Origin of the sequence: Mangrovibrevibacter kandeliae (genome assembly GCF_024519155.1) — a bacterium.
GTDB classification, from domain to species: domain Bacteria; phylum Pseudomonadota; class Alphaproteobacteria; order Rhizobiales; family Rhizobiaceae; genus Mangrovibrevibacter; species Mangrovibrevibacter kandeliae.
In genome coordinates, this window is record NZ_JANIFJ010000004.1 from 107,017 (window position 1) to 122,925 (window position 15,909).

At 67.5% G+C, this 15,909-nt stretch carries 15 protein-coding genes; 4 read left to right on the top strand and 11 right to left on the bottom strand.

Annotated elements, in window-relative coordinates:
- Positions 1 to 2 precede the first annotated feature (2 nt).
- From NPA30_RS12255 to NPA30_RS12275, 5 genes are all read right to left on the bottom strand, one after another.
- A complete protein-coding gene (locus tag NPA30_RS12255) occupies positions 3 to 893 on the bottom strand; it encodes a shikimate dehydrogenase (protein ID WP_256802983.1) in 891 nt (296 codons plus the stop codon).
- A complete protein-coding gene (locus NPA30_RS12260) occupies positions 890 to 2,437 on the bottom strand; it encodes a tripartite tricarboxylate transporter permease (protein WP_256802984.1) in 1,548 nt (515 codons plus the stop codon). Before NPA30_RS12260 ends, NPA30_RS12255 begins: the two co-directional genes overlap by 4 nt.
- A gap of 4 nt (positions 2,438 to 2,441) precedes the next feature.
- Positions 2,442 to 2,954 carry a tripartite tricarboxylate transporter TctB family protein gene (locus NPA30_RS12265; protein ID WP_256802985.1) on the bottom strand — a complete coding sequence of 171 codons (513 nt, stop codon included), beginning with the start codon at positions 2,952 to 2,954 and terminating at the stop codon, positions 2,442 to 2,444.
- Between the two features lie 231 nt (positions 2,955 to 3,185).
- The gene (locus tag NPA30_RS12270) at positions 3,186 to 4,190 is read right to left on the bottom strand and encodes a Bug family tripartite tricarboxylate transporter substrate binding protein (RefSeq protein WP_256802986.1); all 1,005 of its coding nucleotides are present in this window, start codon (positions 4,188 to 4,190) and stop codon (positions 3,186 to 3,188) included.
- A gap of 123 nt (positions 4,191 to 4,313) precedes the next feature.
- Positions 4,314 to 5,258, bottom strand: coding sequence for a LysR family transcriptional regulator (locus NPA30_RS12275; protein ID WP_256802987.1), 945 nt, complete (start codon positions 5,256 to 5,258; stop codon positions 4,314 to 4,316).
- A gap of 422 nt (positions 5,259 to 5,680) precedes the next feature.
- Between NPA30_RS12275 and NPA30_RS12280 the strand changes: the two genes are divergently transcribed.
- The 3 genes from NPA30_RS12280 to NPA30_RS12290 all read left to right on the top strand — a co-directional run bounded on the left by NPA30_RS12280 (position 5,681) and on the right by NPA30_RS12290 (position 7,421).
- Positions 5,681 to 6,343 carry a response regulator transcription factor gene (locus NPA30_RS12280; RefSeq protein WP_256802988.1) on the top strand — a complete coding sequence of 221 codons (663 nt, stop codon included), beginning with the start codon at positions 5,681 to 5,683 and terminating at the stop codon, positions 6,341 to 6,343.
- A gap of 194 nt (positions 6,344 to 6,537) precedes the next feature.
- Positions 6,538 to 6,978, top strand: a complete 441-nt coding sequence (locus tag NPA30_RS12285) for a MarR family winged helix-turn-helix transcriptional regulator (protein ID WP_256802989.1) — start codon at positions 6,538 to 6,540, stop codon at positions 6,976 to 6,978.
- Positions 6,979 to 7,082: 104 nt separating this feature from the next.
- Positions 7,083 to 7,421 (top strand): hypothetical protein, encoded by a 339-nt coding sequence (locus NPA30_RS12290; RefSeq protein WP_256802990.1) that lies wholly within the window; start codon positions 7,083 to 7,085, stop codon positions 7,419 to 7,421.
- A 51-nt stretch (positions 7,422 to 7,472) separates the two neighbouring features.
- Here NPA30_RS12290 and NPA30_RS12295 read toward each other — a convergent pair whose 3' ends face one another.
- The 4 genes from NPA30_RS12295 to NPA30_RS12310 are packed head-to-tail and all read right to left on the bottom strand — an operon-like array spanning position 7,473 to position 12,048.
- Positions 7,473 to 9,344 carry a response regulator gene (locus tag NPA30_RS12295; protein ID WP_256802991.1) on the bottom strand — a complete coding sequence of 624 codons (1,872 nt, stop codon included), beginning with the start codon at positions 9,342 to 9,344 and terminating at the stop codon, positions 7,473 to 7,475.
- A gap of 16 nt (positions 9,345 to 9,360) precedes the next feature.
- Positions 9,361 to 10,896 (bottom strand): circadian clock protein KaiC, encoded by a 1,536-nt coding sequence (gene kaiC / locus NPA30_RS12300; RefSeq protein ID WP_256802993.1) that lies wholly within the window; start codon positions 10,894 to 10,896, stop codon positions 9,361 to 9,363.
- 10 nt (positions 10,897 to 10,906) lie between these two features.
- Positions 10,907 to 11,200: a circadian clock protein KaiB gene (kaiB, locus tag NPA30_RS12305; RefSeq protein ID WP_256802994.1), complete on the bottom strand. Its 294-nt coding sequence runs from the start codon at positions 11,198 to 11,200 to the stop codon at positions 10,907 to 10,909.
- Positions 11,197 to 12,048 carry a response regulator gene (locus NPA30_RS12310; protein WP_256802995.1) on the bottom strand — a complete coding sequence of 284 codons (852 nt, stop codon included), beginning with the start codon at positions 12,046 to 12,048 and terminating at the stop codon, positions 11,197 to 11,199. The genes kaiB and NPA30_RS12310 overlap by 4 nt, the downstream gene beginning before the upstream one ends.
- 388 nt (positions 12,049 to 12,436) lie before the next feature.
- On the opposite strand from NPA30_RS12310, the gene NPA30_RS12315 reads away from it, so the two are divergent.
- Positions 12,437 to 12,892, top strand: a complete 456-nt coding sequence (locus tag NPA30_RS12315; protein ID WP_256802996.1) for a response regulator — start codon at positions 12,437 to 12,439, stop codon at positions 12,890 to 12,892.
- Positions 12,893 to 12,911: 19 nt separating this feature from the next.
- On the opposite strand, the gene NPA30_RS12320 is transcribed toward NPA30_RS12315, so the two are convergent.
- Positions 12,912 to 13,346 (bottom strand): response regulator, encoded by a 435-nt coding sequence (locus NPA30_RS12320; protein ID WP_256802997.1) that lies wholly within the window; start codon positions 13,344 to 13,346, stop codon positions 12,912 to 12,914.
- A gap of 3 nt (positions 13,347 to 13,349) precedes the next feature.
- Positions 13,350 to 15,689, bottom strand: coding sequence for a sensor histidine kinase (locus NPA30_RS12325; RefSeq protein ID WP_256802998.1), 2,340 nt, complete (start codon positions 15,687 to 15,689; stop codon positions 13,350 to 13,352).
- Positions 15,690 to 15,909: the final 220 nt, after the last annotated feature.

The window sequence follows — 15,909 nt, forward strand, 5'->3', positions numbered from 1 at the left end:
GGTCAGGCGATGGGCGCCGCACCGCCGTCATCCCCCAGCGCCTCGAACCGCGCGCGCATCCGCGCCGGGTCGGCGTCCCGTCCGGTGAAGTGGCGGAAGGCGCGGACGGCCTGGCCGACGGCCATGCCGGCGCCGCCGATCGCCCGGCAGCCGAGCGCTTTGGCCGCCCGCACCAGTTCGGTCTCGAGCGGGAAGTAGATCACGTCGGCCACCCACATGTCCGGCGTCAGTCGATCGACCGGGTAGGGCGAGCCCGGCAGCTTGGCCATTCCCATCGGCGTGGCGTTGACGACCCCGTCGAAGCGGCCGTCGACGTCTGCCGCCAGCGACACCCGGTCCCGGCCGTAGCGCTTGGCGATCGTCGCCACGAGGGTCTCGGCCCGCGGCCGATCGAGATCGTGGACGGCGAGGTGCTCGACGCCGTTGTCGAGGAGAGCGAAGGCGACCGCGAGCCCGGCGCCGCCCGCGCCGATCTGCAGGACGTCGCGGCGCGGCACGCCGGCCATTTCGGCGGCGAAGCTGTCGGAGAAGCCGCCAAGGTCGGTGTTGAAGCCGAGCCGAAGCCCGTCGCGGAACACCACCGTGTTGACCGCCCCCAGCGCCTGCGCGTCGTCGCTGAGCGAATCCAGGTGCTCGGTCACCGCAAGCTTGTAGGGGAAGGTGATGTTGAGCCCGGCAAAGCCGCAGAGCTCGGCCGCGCGCAGGAGCTCGGCGATCGGTGGCACGGGGTCCATCCGGTCCGCGTCGAGGAGGCGGTAGACCAGCCGCAGCCCCTGCGCGGCACCCTCGGCCTCGTGCATGGCGGCCGAGCGCGACAGCTGGATTCCTGCGCCGATCAGCCCCACCAGCACGGTGGCGGGAGTCCCCAGCGCGTCGAAGGGGGTGCGGGTCATGACAGCGTCGCGTCCTCGGGTTCGCCGGGCTCAGCCGGCGGGCGGGCGGGGCCCGTGCGCCCGCGTCGCCAGCGCTTCCACAACGGCGTCTGCGACACGAAGATGAAGATGACCGACAGGAACAGGACGAGCGAGAGCGGGCTCGTCACGAGGCCGTGGAAGAAGGCCGGCAGGCTCTCGCGCTCCGAGATGATCGCGCGGCGCCAGTTGTCGTCGAGGAGGCGCGACAGGATCACCCCGAGGATGATCGGCCCGAGCGGGTAGCCGTAGAGCTTGAGGAAGTAGCCGAACACGCCGAAGCCGAGCATCCAGTAGACGTCGGTGATCGAGTTGTTCACCGCATAGGCGCCGACCACCGACAGGAGCAGGATCAGCGGCACCATCACGGCACGCGGCATCTCGACGATCTTGACGAAGAGGCGGATGCCCGTGAGCCCGAACAGGAGCATGCAAAAATTGGCGAGCACCAGAGCGCCGACGATGAACCAGAACATGTCCGGCTTCTCGACCATCAGCATCGGGCCGGGGTTCAGCCCGTGGATGAACAGCGCGCCGATCATGATCGCGGTCACCGCGTCGCCGGGGATGCCGAGCGTCATCATCGGGATGAAGGCGCCGCCGACGGCCGCGTTGTTGGCGGTCTCCGGCGCCACCAGCCCCTCGATCGCGCCGTCGCCGAAGGCGCGCTCCGGATTGCGGGTGACGCGCTTGGCATGGTCGTAGGCGAGCAGCGCCGCGATGTCGCCGCCGGTGCCGGGCAGGGCGCCGATGAAGACGCCGATCGCCGAGGTCTGCATCGATAGAGGCAGGTGCTTTCGCACCGTCGACCACGAGGGCACGATCCGGTCGATCGACTGGCGCACCGCCGCCTTGTCGATCTGGTGCAACTGCGTCAGCGCCTCGGAGACTCCGAAGAGGCCGATCATCACCGCGATGAAGGAGATGCCGGACTGGAGCAGCGGGATCTCGAAGGTGAAGCGCTCGGTGAAGGTGAGCGGGTCCATGCCGACGGTGCCGAGCATCAGGCCGAGCGCGCCGGCGAAGATGCCCTTCACCAGCGAGCCGCTGGCGAGCGAGCCGACGAGGAGGAGGCCGAGGACGGCGAGCAGCATGTAGTCGCGCGGCTGGAACGAGAGTGCGAAGTCGGACACGACCGGGGCGGCCACGGCCAGCACGATGATGCCGGCGAAGCCGCCGATGAAGCTCATCACCGTGGTGATGCCGATCGCCTCGCCGGCCTCGCCGCGCTGCGCCATCGGATAGCCGTCGAGGGCGGTGGCGATCGCCGAGGGCGCGCCGGGGATGTTCAGGAGGATCGCGGTGCGCGAGCCGCCATAGACGCCGCCCATGAAGATGCCGATCATCAGGGCGATCGCCGGGTTCACGTCCCAGGAGAAGGTGAAGGAGATCAGGATCGAGACGGCCATCGTCACCGACAGGCCGGGAATCGCGCCGATATAGATGCCGGCGAAGGTCCCGACCGCGACGAGCGCGAAGAGCTTCGGATCGGCCCAGACGGTGAAGAAGGCGGCGAGCGTCTCCATGGCGTCAGCGTCCCGCGCCGAAGAGGCCCCGCAGGGCCTGGAGGATCTCGCCCTCCGGCACGATGCCGGCCGGCATCAGCACGGTGAAGACGATGCGGAAGAGGACGTAGATGACGAGGAGGCTCAGTGCCGAGACGCCGACCGCGAAACCCCAGCCGCGGCCCGACAGGATCTTCACCGAGCCGACGAGGAACAGCGCCGAGGTCGGCAGGAAGCCGAGCGGCTTCAGGAGAAGGGCGTAGGCGAGAAGGAAGAGGGCGAAGACGAAGACCAGCGGCGGCAGCACGTCGCGCCCCAGCTTCTCGTCCGCCGCGGCCGGACGCCGGGCTGTCTTCACCGCCACGATCAGCGCGGTGGCGAGCATGGCGAAGGTCGTCGCCATCGGCACGGCCCCCGGTGAACTCAGCGCCTCGAAGCCGGAAATGCCGAAGGCTGTCCAGAGCAGGAACAGGCTGACGACCGCGAGGAAGAGGGTGAAGGCCAGCTCGCCCGGCCGACGCGTCGTGTTGCTCGTCATGGTGCCGTCCCTCCGATCAGGACGCGATCTATGGGTGGTCGTCAGGTGGTCGTCGTCGCGTGGCCACGGCGCGCGGCGCGCGGCCCACCCACCCTGTGGGCCGGTGGAACCACGAGGGCAAGCGCCCTCGTGGCGGATGCAACCCGCTGCCGCCCCTCGACGCTGCTCAGGACGCGCACCACGAGGGGCAGGAGGCCGGCGGCGCTCCTGCACGGCACGGGCATGCCGGCCTTACGGCTTGGCGATGCCGAACTCCTCCGGCGACTTCTTGGTCAGCCCGGCGTCCTGCAGCAGCCAAGTCGTGTTCGACTGCCACTTGGCCATGAAGTCCTCGGCCTCCTTGCCGGAGACGTTCATCAGGATGAAGCCGCGATTGTCCATCAGCTGCTTGAAGCTGTCCTGATCGGCGGCCTGCTTGAAGGCGTCCTGCAGCGTGGCGACCGCGTCGTCCGGCGTGCCCTTCGGCGCGAAGATGCCGAAGAACGGGCCCCAGGGCAGGAACTTGCCATACTTCTCGTCAGCCTCGGTGATCGGCTTGACGTCGGGAAGCTGCTCGACCTTGTCGGTCGAGAAGACGGCGATCGGCTTCATCTTGCCGGCCTTGACGCCTTCGATGGCGGCGCCGAGCACCGCCGGCATCACGTCGATCGCTTTGCCCTGAAGGGCCGTCAGCGCCGGGCCGTCGCCATCATAGGGAACGAAGGTCACGGGCAGCTTGCCCTCGACATTCTCGATCATGGCCGTGACGACCGAAGGGACGCCGCCGGGCCCGGTCGAGCCGAACTTCACCTCGTTCGGATGCTGCTTGATGTAGGCCATCATCGACGCGTAGTCGTCGTAGGGCGCGTCGGGACGGGCGACGAGGATCGGCGTGCCGCGGGCGAGAATGTTGATCGGGACGAAGTCGCTGTAGTCCTTCTGGCCGAGGCCCATCACCTTGTAGAGCAGCGGGTTCTCGGCGCCCATCAGCAGCGTGTAGCCGTCGGCGTCGCTGTTGGCGACCTGGTTGAGACCGATGGCGCCGACGCCGCCGGTGACGTTCTGCAGGACGATCGAGCCGCCGAGCACATCCTCGGCCTTCGGCGTCACGGCCCGCATCACCGTATCGGTCGAACCGCCGGCGCCCCACTGGATGATGCCCTGGATCTCCTTGCTCGGATAATCGGCGGCCTGCGATACGCCTGCGCCGAAGCCGAAAACGGCCGCGATGGCGGCCGCGATGAGCGGTGCTCTCATTGTTCCTCCCTTACCGGATGATCCTCCCCCCGGCCGCGCCACCCGGTCCACGCCGCGCCGGTCCGTCACATTTCCATCCGCGCCACGATAACGCAAATACCAAATCAGGACGCGTCTATACCCTTATGGTATGGATGCACCGCTGCTGGGCCGCTCCGGCGCCGCGACCCGCAGCGGCGAGGCGAGCACCTGCATTTCCGCCCGCAGACGGTCGACGAAGAACTGCGCGAAGCTTGACAGCACGGTGCCCGCTCGCGACGCGACGAAGGTCTCGAAGCGCGTGTCCTCTTCGATCTCGATGACGGCGAGGCGGTCGCGCGGCAGGTCGGCCGCGGTGAAGATGTCGAGGACGGCGATGCCGAGATTCTGCGCCACGAGCGCGGCGACGGTGCTGCCGAACCGGGCCTTGACGACGACGTCGTAGGGCAGGTCGCGCGCCCTGAAGATCTCGGCCATGATGCGCCCGTAGGGATCGTTCGGTTCGATCCCGATCAGCGGATGGCGGACGATCTCGGCCGCACTGACGCTCTGCCGCCCGGCGAGGGGATGGCGGGCCGAGGCGATGCAGACGAGATTGCCGGCGGCCAGCGGCTCGAAGGCGATCGACGGGTGGTCGAGCCGGTAGCTCATCGCCACGCACTCGCCGCGGCCGACGAGGATGTAGTCGATCGCCTCCTCGATCTTCAGGATCTCGACGTTCATCCTGAGGTCGGCATAGCGCCGCCGCACGGCGGCGATGGCGCGGGGCATCATCACCTGGGCGAGGCTCGGCACGGAGCCGATCCGCAGCTCCACGTCTTCGCCGCGCTCCAGCCGGCTGACCGCCTCCTGCAGGTTCTGCACCCGCTGATGCACCTCCTGGATCTGGGCGAAGACGTCCCGGGCTTCGTCGGTCGGCACATAGCGCCCCGCCTCGCGGGCGAAGAGGCGGATGCCGAGCGAGCCTTCGATGTGCTTCATCGCGCGGCTGACGCCCGGTTGGCTCACGCCGAGCAGGCGTGCCGCCCCGGCGATGGATCCGGACACCATGACGGCGCGGATGATTTCGATCTGCTTCAGCGTCAGCATGAGGTCCGGCCCGTCTTCGGCTGCAGCTTGGAATTCCGGCGTGCATCGGCCGGCATGGAAGTCGAAGAGGGGCGCCGAGGCAACACCGGCGCGGGCCACGGCCCTGCGCGACCGCAAGATGCGATGCTCTCCGCGGAAGGTTGCATTCCGTTACGATCGTCTTGGCGCTATGAATCGGTCGACCGAATCGGAAGGCCGCCTCGTGAGAGAGCGGGCGAACGGCGGGTTCGGCCGGACTTGGCGACAGGTTCTGTCGGCGGTGCCGGAGAACGGAGGCCTATCGATAGGCAGGGCGGCTGGGTGCCGCGACTGAACGGTGATTGAGCGCTATGCAGCCTCCTGACAAGGATCGTCGGATGGTCGCCGCGCGGCGGTTGGTCCCGCCGCCGACCGGCGCCGACATGGTCTGATCGATGCCGCCGATGACCGACGTCGCAGAAATGGTCAAGACGGTCTGCCTGGTGGACGACGATCCCCAGGTGCTGGCGTCTCTCACGATCCTGCTCGAGCGGGCGGGCTTCAAGGTGGGCGCCTTCGGCTCGGCCCACGACTTCTTCGCCGACGGCTTTGCCGATGCCGGTTGCCTGATCGTCGACATGAAGATGCCCGAGATGACCGGCATCGAGGTGCAGCGCCGGCTCGGGGAAGAGGCGCCCACGCTGCCGGTCGTCGTACTCAGCGGGTCGAGCGAGTTGAAGACGGCCGTCGAGGCGATGAAGCTCGGCGCCGTGGACTTCCTGGAAAAGCCGTTCAACGCCGACACGCTGCTCGCCACCGTCGAGAAGGCGCTGGCGGAGGGACACCGACGGCGGGCCGAGGAGGCGCAGCGCGATCGCGCGGCCGAGCAGATCCGGTCGCTGTCGCCGCGCGAACTCGAGGTGCTCGAACGCGTCGCGCGCGGCGAGCAGAGCAAGGTGATCGCCTTCGAGCTCGGCATTTCCCCCCGTACCGTCGAGATCCACAGGGTGAACATCCTGCGCAAGACCGGACTGCGCAACGTCGCCGACCTCGTCCACCTCGTCGAGCGCGCCGGGCCGCGCGCCGCCCATCCGGCAAACTCCGACAATAACCCATCCCACGACTGAACTATAAAATTGCGATAGGCAAACTATCTCGGCCTTCCATTAGGAAGAATTACCCGAAGCAAGTCTTATAGAGTATTGATCATCCCGGCTGATACGTAGAATCACGAATTTCGGGCCGCGGCACGTCGTGGCTTACTGCACCCATCGGAAACGCGAAGAGGGTCGGCGTCAGTGCCGACCGCGCCGGGGTGACAATGCTTCAACACCAGACAGACAACAGCGCGGCCTTCGTTCTCACCGACGCCGCACGTCTCCTGCGCGGCGAAATCGACCGCTGCGTGCTGCGCAGCGGCCTGCCGCTGACGCCGGGCGCGATCAACACGCTGACGATGATCGAGCGTCACGAAGGTGTCCGCCAGAACGTCCTGGCCGAGAAGATGGGCGTCGAGCCGATGACGGTGTCGAGCTACATCGACCGGCTGGAGGCGCTCGGGCTGGTCGAGCGCAGCACCGATCCGGTCGACCGCCGCGCCAAGGTGGTGACGCTGACCGAGGGGGTCGCGCAGGTGTTCGACGCTGTCGGCCCGATGATCGCGTCGGCCTACGAACGCGCGATGGAGGGAATCGATTCCTCTGCCCGTGAGGCGCTTGAGGGGGCGCTGAAGCGGATGCGGCAGAACCTGAGCCGAGCCTGATCCGGCGAGGGTTCTTCTAGGGCAGAGGTGCCTGGTCGCCGGCGTGCGCAGGGGTGGGCATGCCGGCGACCAAATGATCTCGACGACGGGTGGGGAAGATCGTGATGACAACGAAGCCGACGCGCGAGCGCTCCGTGCATGCCGGGCCGGAGCGCGCGGACGCTGCGGCGGCCTGCGCGAAACTCGAATTGCTGACGATCCTGGCCTTTCTGCAGCGGTCCTATGAGGACCGCATCGCCGAGGTGGTCCGGGCGCTCTCGCCGACCCGGCAGCAGGCGCTCGCCGACCTCTGCCGACAGCGCTCGCACGGCGAGCCGCTGGCGGTACTCATACTCTCCCATTGCAGCGCCGGCGATGCCACGGATGTCATTCGTCCTGCGATCGAAACGCCATACCGCCAGCAGGCCCTCCCGGAGGCAGGGATGTCCCAGGCGGCGGCCTGAGGCTGGAATGGTCGGCCTCCGCCTTCGGCGAAGCGGCACCCCCCGCGCGGTTCACGGCCCTCCGGCGGCGGCCACGGCGCCGGGATGCGCGCTGCCGCGCTCGTTCAGCACCTCGCGCACCATCTTGAGGAGCTCCTGCGGCCGGAAGGGCTTCAGGAGGACCGGCACGCCCTTGATGGTGCTCTCGCCGTCCTGCCGGGTGATCGGGTGGTCGCTGTAGCCCGTCATCAGGATCATCGGGAGGTCCGGCAGCTCGCGTTCGACGTATTCGGCAAGCTCGAGGCCGCCCATCAGCGGCATGACGACGTCGCTCAGCACCAGCTGGATCGCCTCGCCGCGCTTCTCCAGCCGCTTCTGCGCCTCCATGCCGTTGGTCGCCAGGACGACGCGATAGCCGCTGCCGGACAGGATCCGAGAGGCGGCGCGCGCGACGGCCTGGTCGTCGTCCACGACGAGCACGGTCTCGCTGCCGGCGAAGTCGGCCCGCTCGCCGGGCGGTGCGGCCGCCCGGGCCACCTCGCCGCTGGCCCGCGGCACCAGGATGGTGAAGGTCGTGCCGGCGCCGATCGCGCTCTGCACCGTGATCTCGCCGCCGATCTGGTTGATGATGGCGTAGGACGTGGCGAGGCCGAGGCCGGTGCCCTGGCCGCGGGCCTTGGTCGTGAAGAACGGCTCGAAGATGCGCGCCTGAATGTCCTCCGGTATCCCGGCACCGGTGTCCGTCACCTTCAGCGAGAGATATTCGCCCGGTTCGAGGGTGCCGAAGGCGCGGCTGAGGCGCTGGTTCCGGATGGCGATCGTGAAGCTGCCGCCGTCGCCCATCGCATCGCGGGCATTGAGCGCGAGGTTCATCAGCACCTGCTCGATCTGCCCGCTGTCGCCGACGACCGGCCAGCAGTTCTCGTCGACCAGCGTGGCGATCTCGATGTTGGCCGGCAGCACGCGCCGCAACATCGAGTGCATGCCCGTGACGACGTCGGCGATGCTGATCACCGCCATCTGCACCGGCTGGCGCCGGGAGAAGGTGAGGAGCTGGCGCGTCAGCGCCTGGGCGCGCTCGACCGCCTGCACGATCTCGGCGGCCTCCGTCTGGAACACGTCCGGGCGGTTCGCCTTGCGGATGATGTCGGCGTAGAGGAGCATCACCAGAAGCAGGTTGTTGATGTCGTGCGCTACGCCCCCGGCGAGGAGGCCCAGCGCCTCCATCTTCTGGGTCTGGCGAAGCTGCTCGGCCAGCCGCTTTTCCTCCGTGGTGTCGTGCATCATCGCGAGGAAGGCCGGCCGGCGGTTCCAGATGCAGTCGGTGACGCGCAACTCGGCCGTGCGCCGCTCGCCGCGCCGCAGGATCTCGACGTCGGAGGAGCTGCCCTCCTCGACGGCGAAGCTCATCAGCTCGCCCTCGAACTCCTCGGCCTTGCGGCCGAACAGCGCCTGCGCCGCCGGATTGACGAACTGCACCACGCCCTCGCGGTCCCAGACGACGACCGCGTCCGGCATGGCGGTGACGAGGCTCAGGAACTGGTCGTGCTTCCAGGCGACGGCGGCCCGCCGCAGCATGGAGCGGATGCTGTGCGCCATCAGCCGCGCCGGATCGTCGTCCTTGAAGATGATGTCGACGACGCCCGAGAAGGTGCGCACTTCGCTCATGTCGACGCTGCCGTTGAGGCCGGAGCAGACGATGATCGGCAGCTCCGGCGCGACGTCGTGCAGGCGGTCGAGAGTCTCCACGCCCGTCGAGTCCGGCAGGTTGAGGTCGAGCACGACGCCATCGAACGTCCGCGAGGCCAGCTTTTCGGTCGCCCCCGACAGGTTGACCGCCGTCTCGACCTCCACCTCGAGGTCGAGAATGCCGGTGATCCACTCGATCGCGAGGTCGGCGTCGGCGGCGTTGTCTTCGACGAGGAGCAGGCGATAGGGGGTCATCGCGAGCGGCGCAGGGTCACTCGTCGAGCGAAAGCGGCTTGGCAGTGAACATGTCGCTCAGCTGCTCGCGCTCGCGCGTGAACATGTAGGTCGGTGTGCCCGTCATGATGCCGTGCACGCCGCGGAAGGCATCGCGGATGTGCATGCCCTCGCCGTCGATCAGGTACTCGCGGATGTCCTTCTGATGCTGGGTGCCGCGCATCTTGAGGATCGCCAGGCCGCGGCGCATCTCGCCGTGCAGTTCGACGTAGCGCAGGAGAATGATCGTGTCGGTGATGGTCGAGATGTGCGATTCGGTCACCGACTCGCCGCCGATCAGCATCGGCGTGGTGTTGGTGATGAGCCCGGTGATCTCCTTGTGCTTCAGGTGGCTGGTGAGCGTGATCACGAACTCGCGGAACGAGCGCCGCGAGCCGGCCAGCTCGAAGGCCGACAGGCTGTCGACCGCGACGCGCGCCGGCTTGAAGTCGTCGATGTCGCGGCGCATCTGCAGGAGATGGTCTTCCAGACCCATGACGTCCGGGTAGCGGCAGATGATGCGCAGGAGGCCGGTCTTCTCGGCGCCCTCGAAGTCGATCCCCCAGGAGCGGGCGTTGCGCGTCAGCTGCTCGCGGCTCTCCTCCGAGCCGAACAGGATCGCCCGCTCGCCGGCCTCGATCGCGGCCTTGATGTAGTGGGTGACCGTCAGCGTCTTGCCGGTGCCGGTGGCGCCGCTGATCAGGATGATCGAGTCGCGGTACATGCCGCCGCCGCACATGCCGTCGAGCTCCGGGATGCCGGACGAGACGCGCTTGTTGGTAGAGCCCTGCTTCAGCTCGATCGCCGACAGCGGCAGGATGGTGATGCCGTCGAGCCGGTCGATGGTGAAGGTGTATTCGCCCTTCTGGTGCACGACACCCCGGAACTTCAGGATCTCGATGGTGCGCCGGCGGCGCTCCTGCTCCAGCCGGTTGCGCAGGATGATGACGTTGTCGGCCACGTACTCCTCGACGCCGAAGCGGCCGATGCCGCCCTCTTCGTCGAGGCGCTCCATCGTCATCACGATGGTGAGGTTGAGCCGGCGCAGGCCCGCGGCGATGCGGTGCAGCTCGCGGCGCACGAGATTGGAGTCGGAGAACTGCGGGAACAGGGCGCCGACGGCGTCGAGGATCACGCGCTTGGCCTTGACCGAGCGCGCCGCGTTCTCGATGCGAGCCATCAGGCCGGCGAGATCGAAGGCGCCGGCCTGAATGTTGTTCTCGCCGGGATCGGGCGTCGCATCGACGACGGCGATCTTCTTCTTGCGGATCAGCTCGTCGATGTCCCAGCCGAAGGACTTCACGTTGAGGATCAGGTCGGCTGGGCTCTCTTCGAAGGTGACGAAGACGCCGCCTTCGTCGAAGTATTTCACGCCGGCATGGAGGAACTGCATCGCCATCAGCGTTTTCCCGCTGCCGGCGGTGCCGGCGACGATGGCGCTTCTGTTCTTGGGGAGACCGCCGCTGCACACCTGGTCGAAACCCGGGATCCCGGTCGGCAGGCGTTCGATCTCCCAGGCGAGACTTTCCGACATTCGATTGTTCCTATTCTTCCGACGGCGCCGGCTCGGACTTGTAGATGTCGAGGCCCATCAGAACCTTCTCACGATCGCTGAGGTCGCCGACGATCTTGCGCACCGGCTCGGGCAGCTTGCGCACGAGCGTCGGCGTCGCCAGGATCTTCTCCTCGTCGGCCAGGTCCGGATTTTCGAGGACGTCGATGACTTCGACCTCGTAGCGCCCCTTCAACTCGCTCTCGCAGATCTGGCGCAGGTTCTCGAGCGCCCGCAGCGAATGCGAGGTGCGCCCGGTGATGAACAGCCGCAGCCGGTAGATCATCGGGCGTCTCCCGGCATGAACCGGCGACGAACCCCGATACGGTAATACTCGACGAGGAGACCCATCATCTCCACCGCCAGCAGGCGGCCCTCGATGACCAGCGCCCGCCCGTGCTCGAGCGGAGCACCCTGAACCGCCTCCTCGAGAGAGGAGACGTGAATGTCCAGAAGGTCGCGCGCGCCGCCGCCCACGTCGCCGATGCGCGTGGCGATGAAGTCCATCAAGTCCTTCGGCTTCTCTTTCTTGTAGGACAACTGATCGACATAGCGGCGCAGGAGGTCGAAGTAATGCCTGTGCAGCTCCTGATACGACGTCGGATCGCGGTCGCGCAGCGAGCCGACCCCGGCGAGAGAGGCCGTGATCCCCGTCCGCGTGCCGGCGGAGGAGAGGCTGCGATACTCCTCCAGGAGGGCCTGCGTCTCGCGCAGTTGGGTCTCGCGCAGGCGGGCGATGGCATAGCCGATGGTGCGGCGAAGCAGCGCCGGGCGCAGCTCGTCCTTGGCGAGAAAGTCCTGCGCGCCAGCGTCGATGCAGCGGATGCCCGCCCGCTCGTCGTCCAGACCCGTCAGGACGACGATCGGAATGTCCTGCGAGACTTCCAGGATCGCCTTTACGCCCTCGGTCCCCGATGCGTCGGGCAGGCGCAGGTCGAGGAGCACGACGTCGACCCGACGTTCCTCCAGAAGGGCCTTGGCCTCCTCGATCCGGACGACATGGTGAAACTCGTAGCGCACGTCCTGGTCGACCGACTCCAGCATCTCCCGCACGATGTCGGAATCGGCGGGGTTGTCCTCGACGAGCAGCAGGACGCGGGTCTGTAGATCGTGGATCGCTGCGGTGTCCGACAACGGTGTGTCCCAGATGAAAGGCGCCGCTAAGCCTTTGAGCATCTACTTTGCGGTATTATAAACACGTGTTTTCTGAGCACAAGCCTGCCGCGATCCGTCTGATGGGATGATAAGCCAGGGTTGTGAATTCGCGATCCGGCGGTGCGGCGTCACACCCGCATCCGGAGACATGCACGCATGCCCTTTCGACAATGAAAAACATTTCCCAAGTATATATTTTCAGTCCGTCTTAGGATTAACATTTAATTTACATCTATTGACTGTCGACGTGGTCACTGTGCATACCAATAGTTGCCGGCGCTGGATGAGGCAGACCTGCCAGCATGTTCGAGGAATTTGCCGAGAGGACGAAGGACGACACGACAGAGGCAGCGAGGGGACACGACGCATGCCGAACATTCTTGTCATTGACGACCGACACGACATCCTGCGCGCGCTGGAAGCGATGCTGCGGGCCAGCGGCTTCGACGCGCAGACGGCAGACGGCGGTCGCAAGGGGCTGGCGCTGCTCTCCAAGGCGCAGTTCGACGCGGTGATCGTCGACATCTTCATGCCGGATCTCGATGGCCTCGCGACCATACGGGCGATCCGTGCGAGCCATCCGAACCTGCGCATCATCGCCATTTCGGGTCACCCGGTCACCGAGCCCGGCGTCGGAAAGCCGAACTTCCTGGAACTCGCCGTCAAGCTCGGCGCCGCCGCCGCGCTGCGTAAGCCCTTCCTGCCGTCGCAGCTTCTCGTGACGCTCGAACGGGCGCTCGACGGGGTTCTGATCGGCGGTCCCACCCGGCCGGCAGCGGCATCCAACGGCAGCCTCGCCCTGGCGGACGTCAACTGCGCCTGAGGGGGCGACCCCGTCCTCCTCAGGCGTGCTGGCTCGGCGGCAGGCGGACGATGCCGAACCAGAAGCTCTCCACCGCCTTCACGATCGACTGGAACGCCGACAGGTCCATCGGCTTGGCGACGTAGCAGTTCGCGCCGAGCTGGTAGCTCCGCGCCACGTCCTTCGGCGCTTCCGAAGAGGTGAGCACTACCACAGGGATCGGCTTCAGCTGCGGGTCCAGGCGCAACTGCGTCAGAAACTGGTGGCCATCCATCCGCGGCAGGTTGAGATCGAGCAGGATGAGATCCGGCCGGTACGCGTCCTCTCCCGAGCGACGCAGCAGATCCAGCGCCTCGACGCCGTCGAGCGCGTGCCGCAGCTGGATCGCGATGCGGCCGCCGTCCAACGCCTCCTGCGTCAGATCCGCATCGGCGTGATTGTCTTCGATCAGGAGAAGGCGGACATCGATGCTCATTCGCTAGGGCTCTTGGCTCTCCGGCAAGGTAAAGAAGAAGGTCGTGCCACGTCCGGGTTCGGATTCGAACCAGATCCGCCCGCCGTGACGCTCGACGATGCGCTTGGCGATCGTCAGGCCGATGCCGCTGCCCTCGTAGCGGCCGCGCTCGTGCAACCGCTGAAACATCTGGAAGATGCGCTCGGCATAGCCTGAATCAATGCCGATTCCGTTGTCGGCCACCGAAAAGACCCAGAGGTCCTTCTCCCGGTCGGCCCGAATCGTGATCCGCGGCGTCGCTTCGCCACGGAACTTGATGGCGTTGCCGATGAGGTTCTGGAACAGTTGCGCCAGCTGCACGTCGTCGCCCATCACCTCGGGCAGGTGCAGCACGTCGACCTGCGCGTCCGACTCGCGGATCAAAGAGCTCATCTGTTCGACCACGCCGCGGGCGACGGCCTCGGTATTGACCCGCGCGAAGTCCTTTCCCTGCGTTCCGATGCGGGAATAGAGGAGGAGGTCGGCGATCAGGCGCTTCATCCGTGCGGCGCCGTCCACCGCATAGTGGATGTATTTGTCGGCGCGCTCGTCGAGCTGGCCGCCATAGCGCTGGGCGAGAAGTTCGGTGTAGCTCGCCACCATGCGCAGCGGCTCCTGCAGGTCGTGCGCGGCGATGTAGGCGAACTGCTCCAGTTCGGCGTTCGAGCGCTTCAGCTCTTCCGTATAGCGGGCGATCGCCGCTTCCTGCTCCTTCTGGGCGGTGATGTCGCGGGCGATCTTCGAAGCGCCGATCAGGGTCCCGCCGTCGTCCCAGACGGGGGCGACGCTGATCGAGACCGTGATGTGCCGGCCGCTCATTGCCATCCGCACGGTCTCGAAATGATCGATACGCTCGCCGGCCTTCACCCGGTGCAGCAGGGACGCGATCTCTTCGCGCCGCTCGGGCGGAACGATGATGTCGGTCTTCCGGCCGATCGCTTCTTCGGCGCTGTAGCCGTAGAGGCGTTGCGCGCCCTGGTTCCAGGCGGTGATCGTCGCCTCGAGGTCGTGGATCACGATGGCGTCGTCGGAGCTCTCGACGGCGGCGCTGAGGAGCTTCTCGCGGCGGGACGTCTCTCTCAGCGCGGCGATGGTCTCGCTCTGGACGGCCAGCGCCTGCGCGAGCGAAGCGGCCTTCTCCTGGACTTCGCGCGCCATCGCATCGAAGCTGCGTGCCAGCGCCACGATCTCGCCCGGCCCGGTCTTCGGCGGCGCCTTCGGCTTTTCGCCGCGGCGCGTGGCTTCGACCGCAGCGGTCAGCTGGTCGAGGGGCTGGGTCAGCGTGCGGGCGAGGACGACGGCGATGAGCAGCGCCCCGAGCGCGGCGAGGATCGCACCGATCAGCAGCGAGCGCTCGGCCGGGGCGAGAACGGCATAAAGCTCCGCGGCCGGCAGCGCCTCGACGATGCCGAGCCGGGTCACGCCGCCGAGCAGGATCGAGGTGAAGGCCAGCCCGTACTCCTGGCCTGCCGCGTCCTCCACGAGGCCGGTCCAGTCCTGCTCACGGGCTGCCGCGTCCTGGAAGACCGGCAAGTCGTCCTGCAACCGCGCCGAGCCGCCGAGCTGAAAGGCGAAGGCGCGTGCCGGGTCCGGCGCGAGCAGGAGATCGCCGCGGTCGTTGACGACGTAGATCCGGCGGTTCCGGTCGCCCTTGTCGTGCAAAGCGTGGAAGAAGACGCCCATGTCGATGTTGATGATCAGGATGCCGAAGGCGGTGCCGTCCGCCGCAAAGACGGGCGTGCCGATCCGCAGGACCGGCAGATGCGGCACCTCTATCACGCCGCGCTCCTGGTTGAGCTCCACCGGCGAGACGTAGACCTCGCCCTCGGACTGCTTCAGCGTCAGGCCGACATAGTCGCGGTCGCCCTTGCGCTGCAGCTCGTCCGGCGGAACGATCCGCACGTCGTCACGACCCGCGCCCGTCCGGTCGACCCGCACGATCTCGCGGCCCCCGTCGGCGACGCCGATCAGGCGGAACTGCCGGTAGGCGGGATGGGCCGCGACGCGCGCCTCGAAGATCCCCTCGAGGCGCCGGCGCCAGGTCTGCAGCGACACCCCGTCCGACGGATCGACGCCGCCGGCTGCGGACGCACGCATGATGCCCCCGACGGCGCTGAGCTCGGTCCCGACGAGGACGTCGGCCCGCGCCTCGTCCACCGCCGAGGTGATGCTGATCCCGCTGATGCTCGCCTGCAGCGCCAGCCGTTGCAGGACGCGCGGAACGGCGAAGTTCTTCAAGCTGCTGACGCCGATGGCGCCGATGGCCGTCGCCATCACCAGCACCAGAGCCGCCATCGCGAGCGCGATCCGTGCGAACAGGCTCATCGGCGGGCGGCCGTCGGCCCGCCGGCCGGTTCCGCCCGATGGCCGGTGCCCGCGGCGCGCCCAGGCTGCCTGGAGCCCTCGCAGTCCGTCTGGATGATCCGCACGCGAACGACATCTCCTCGCCGCCGATCGAGCCGACCGCCTGGTCTCCCGTCCGGCACTGCGGACGATACTAGCTCAGTGGAGCCGCGACACAATGCAATCGCGCGGCGAAACGTTC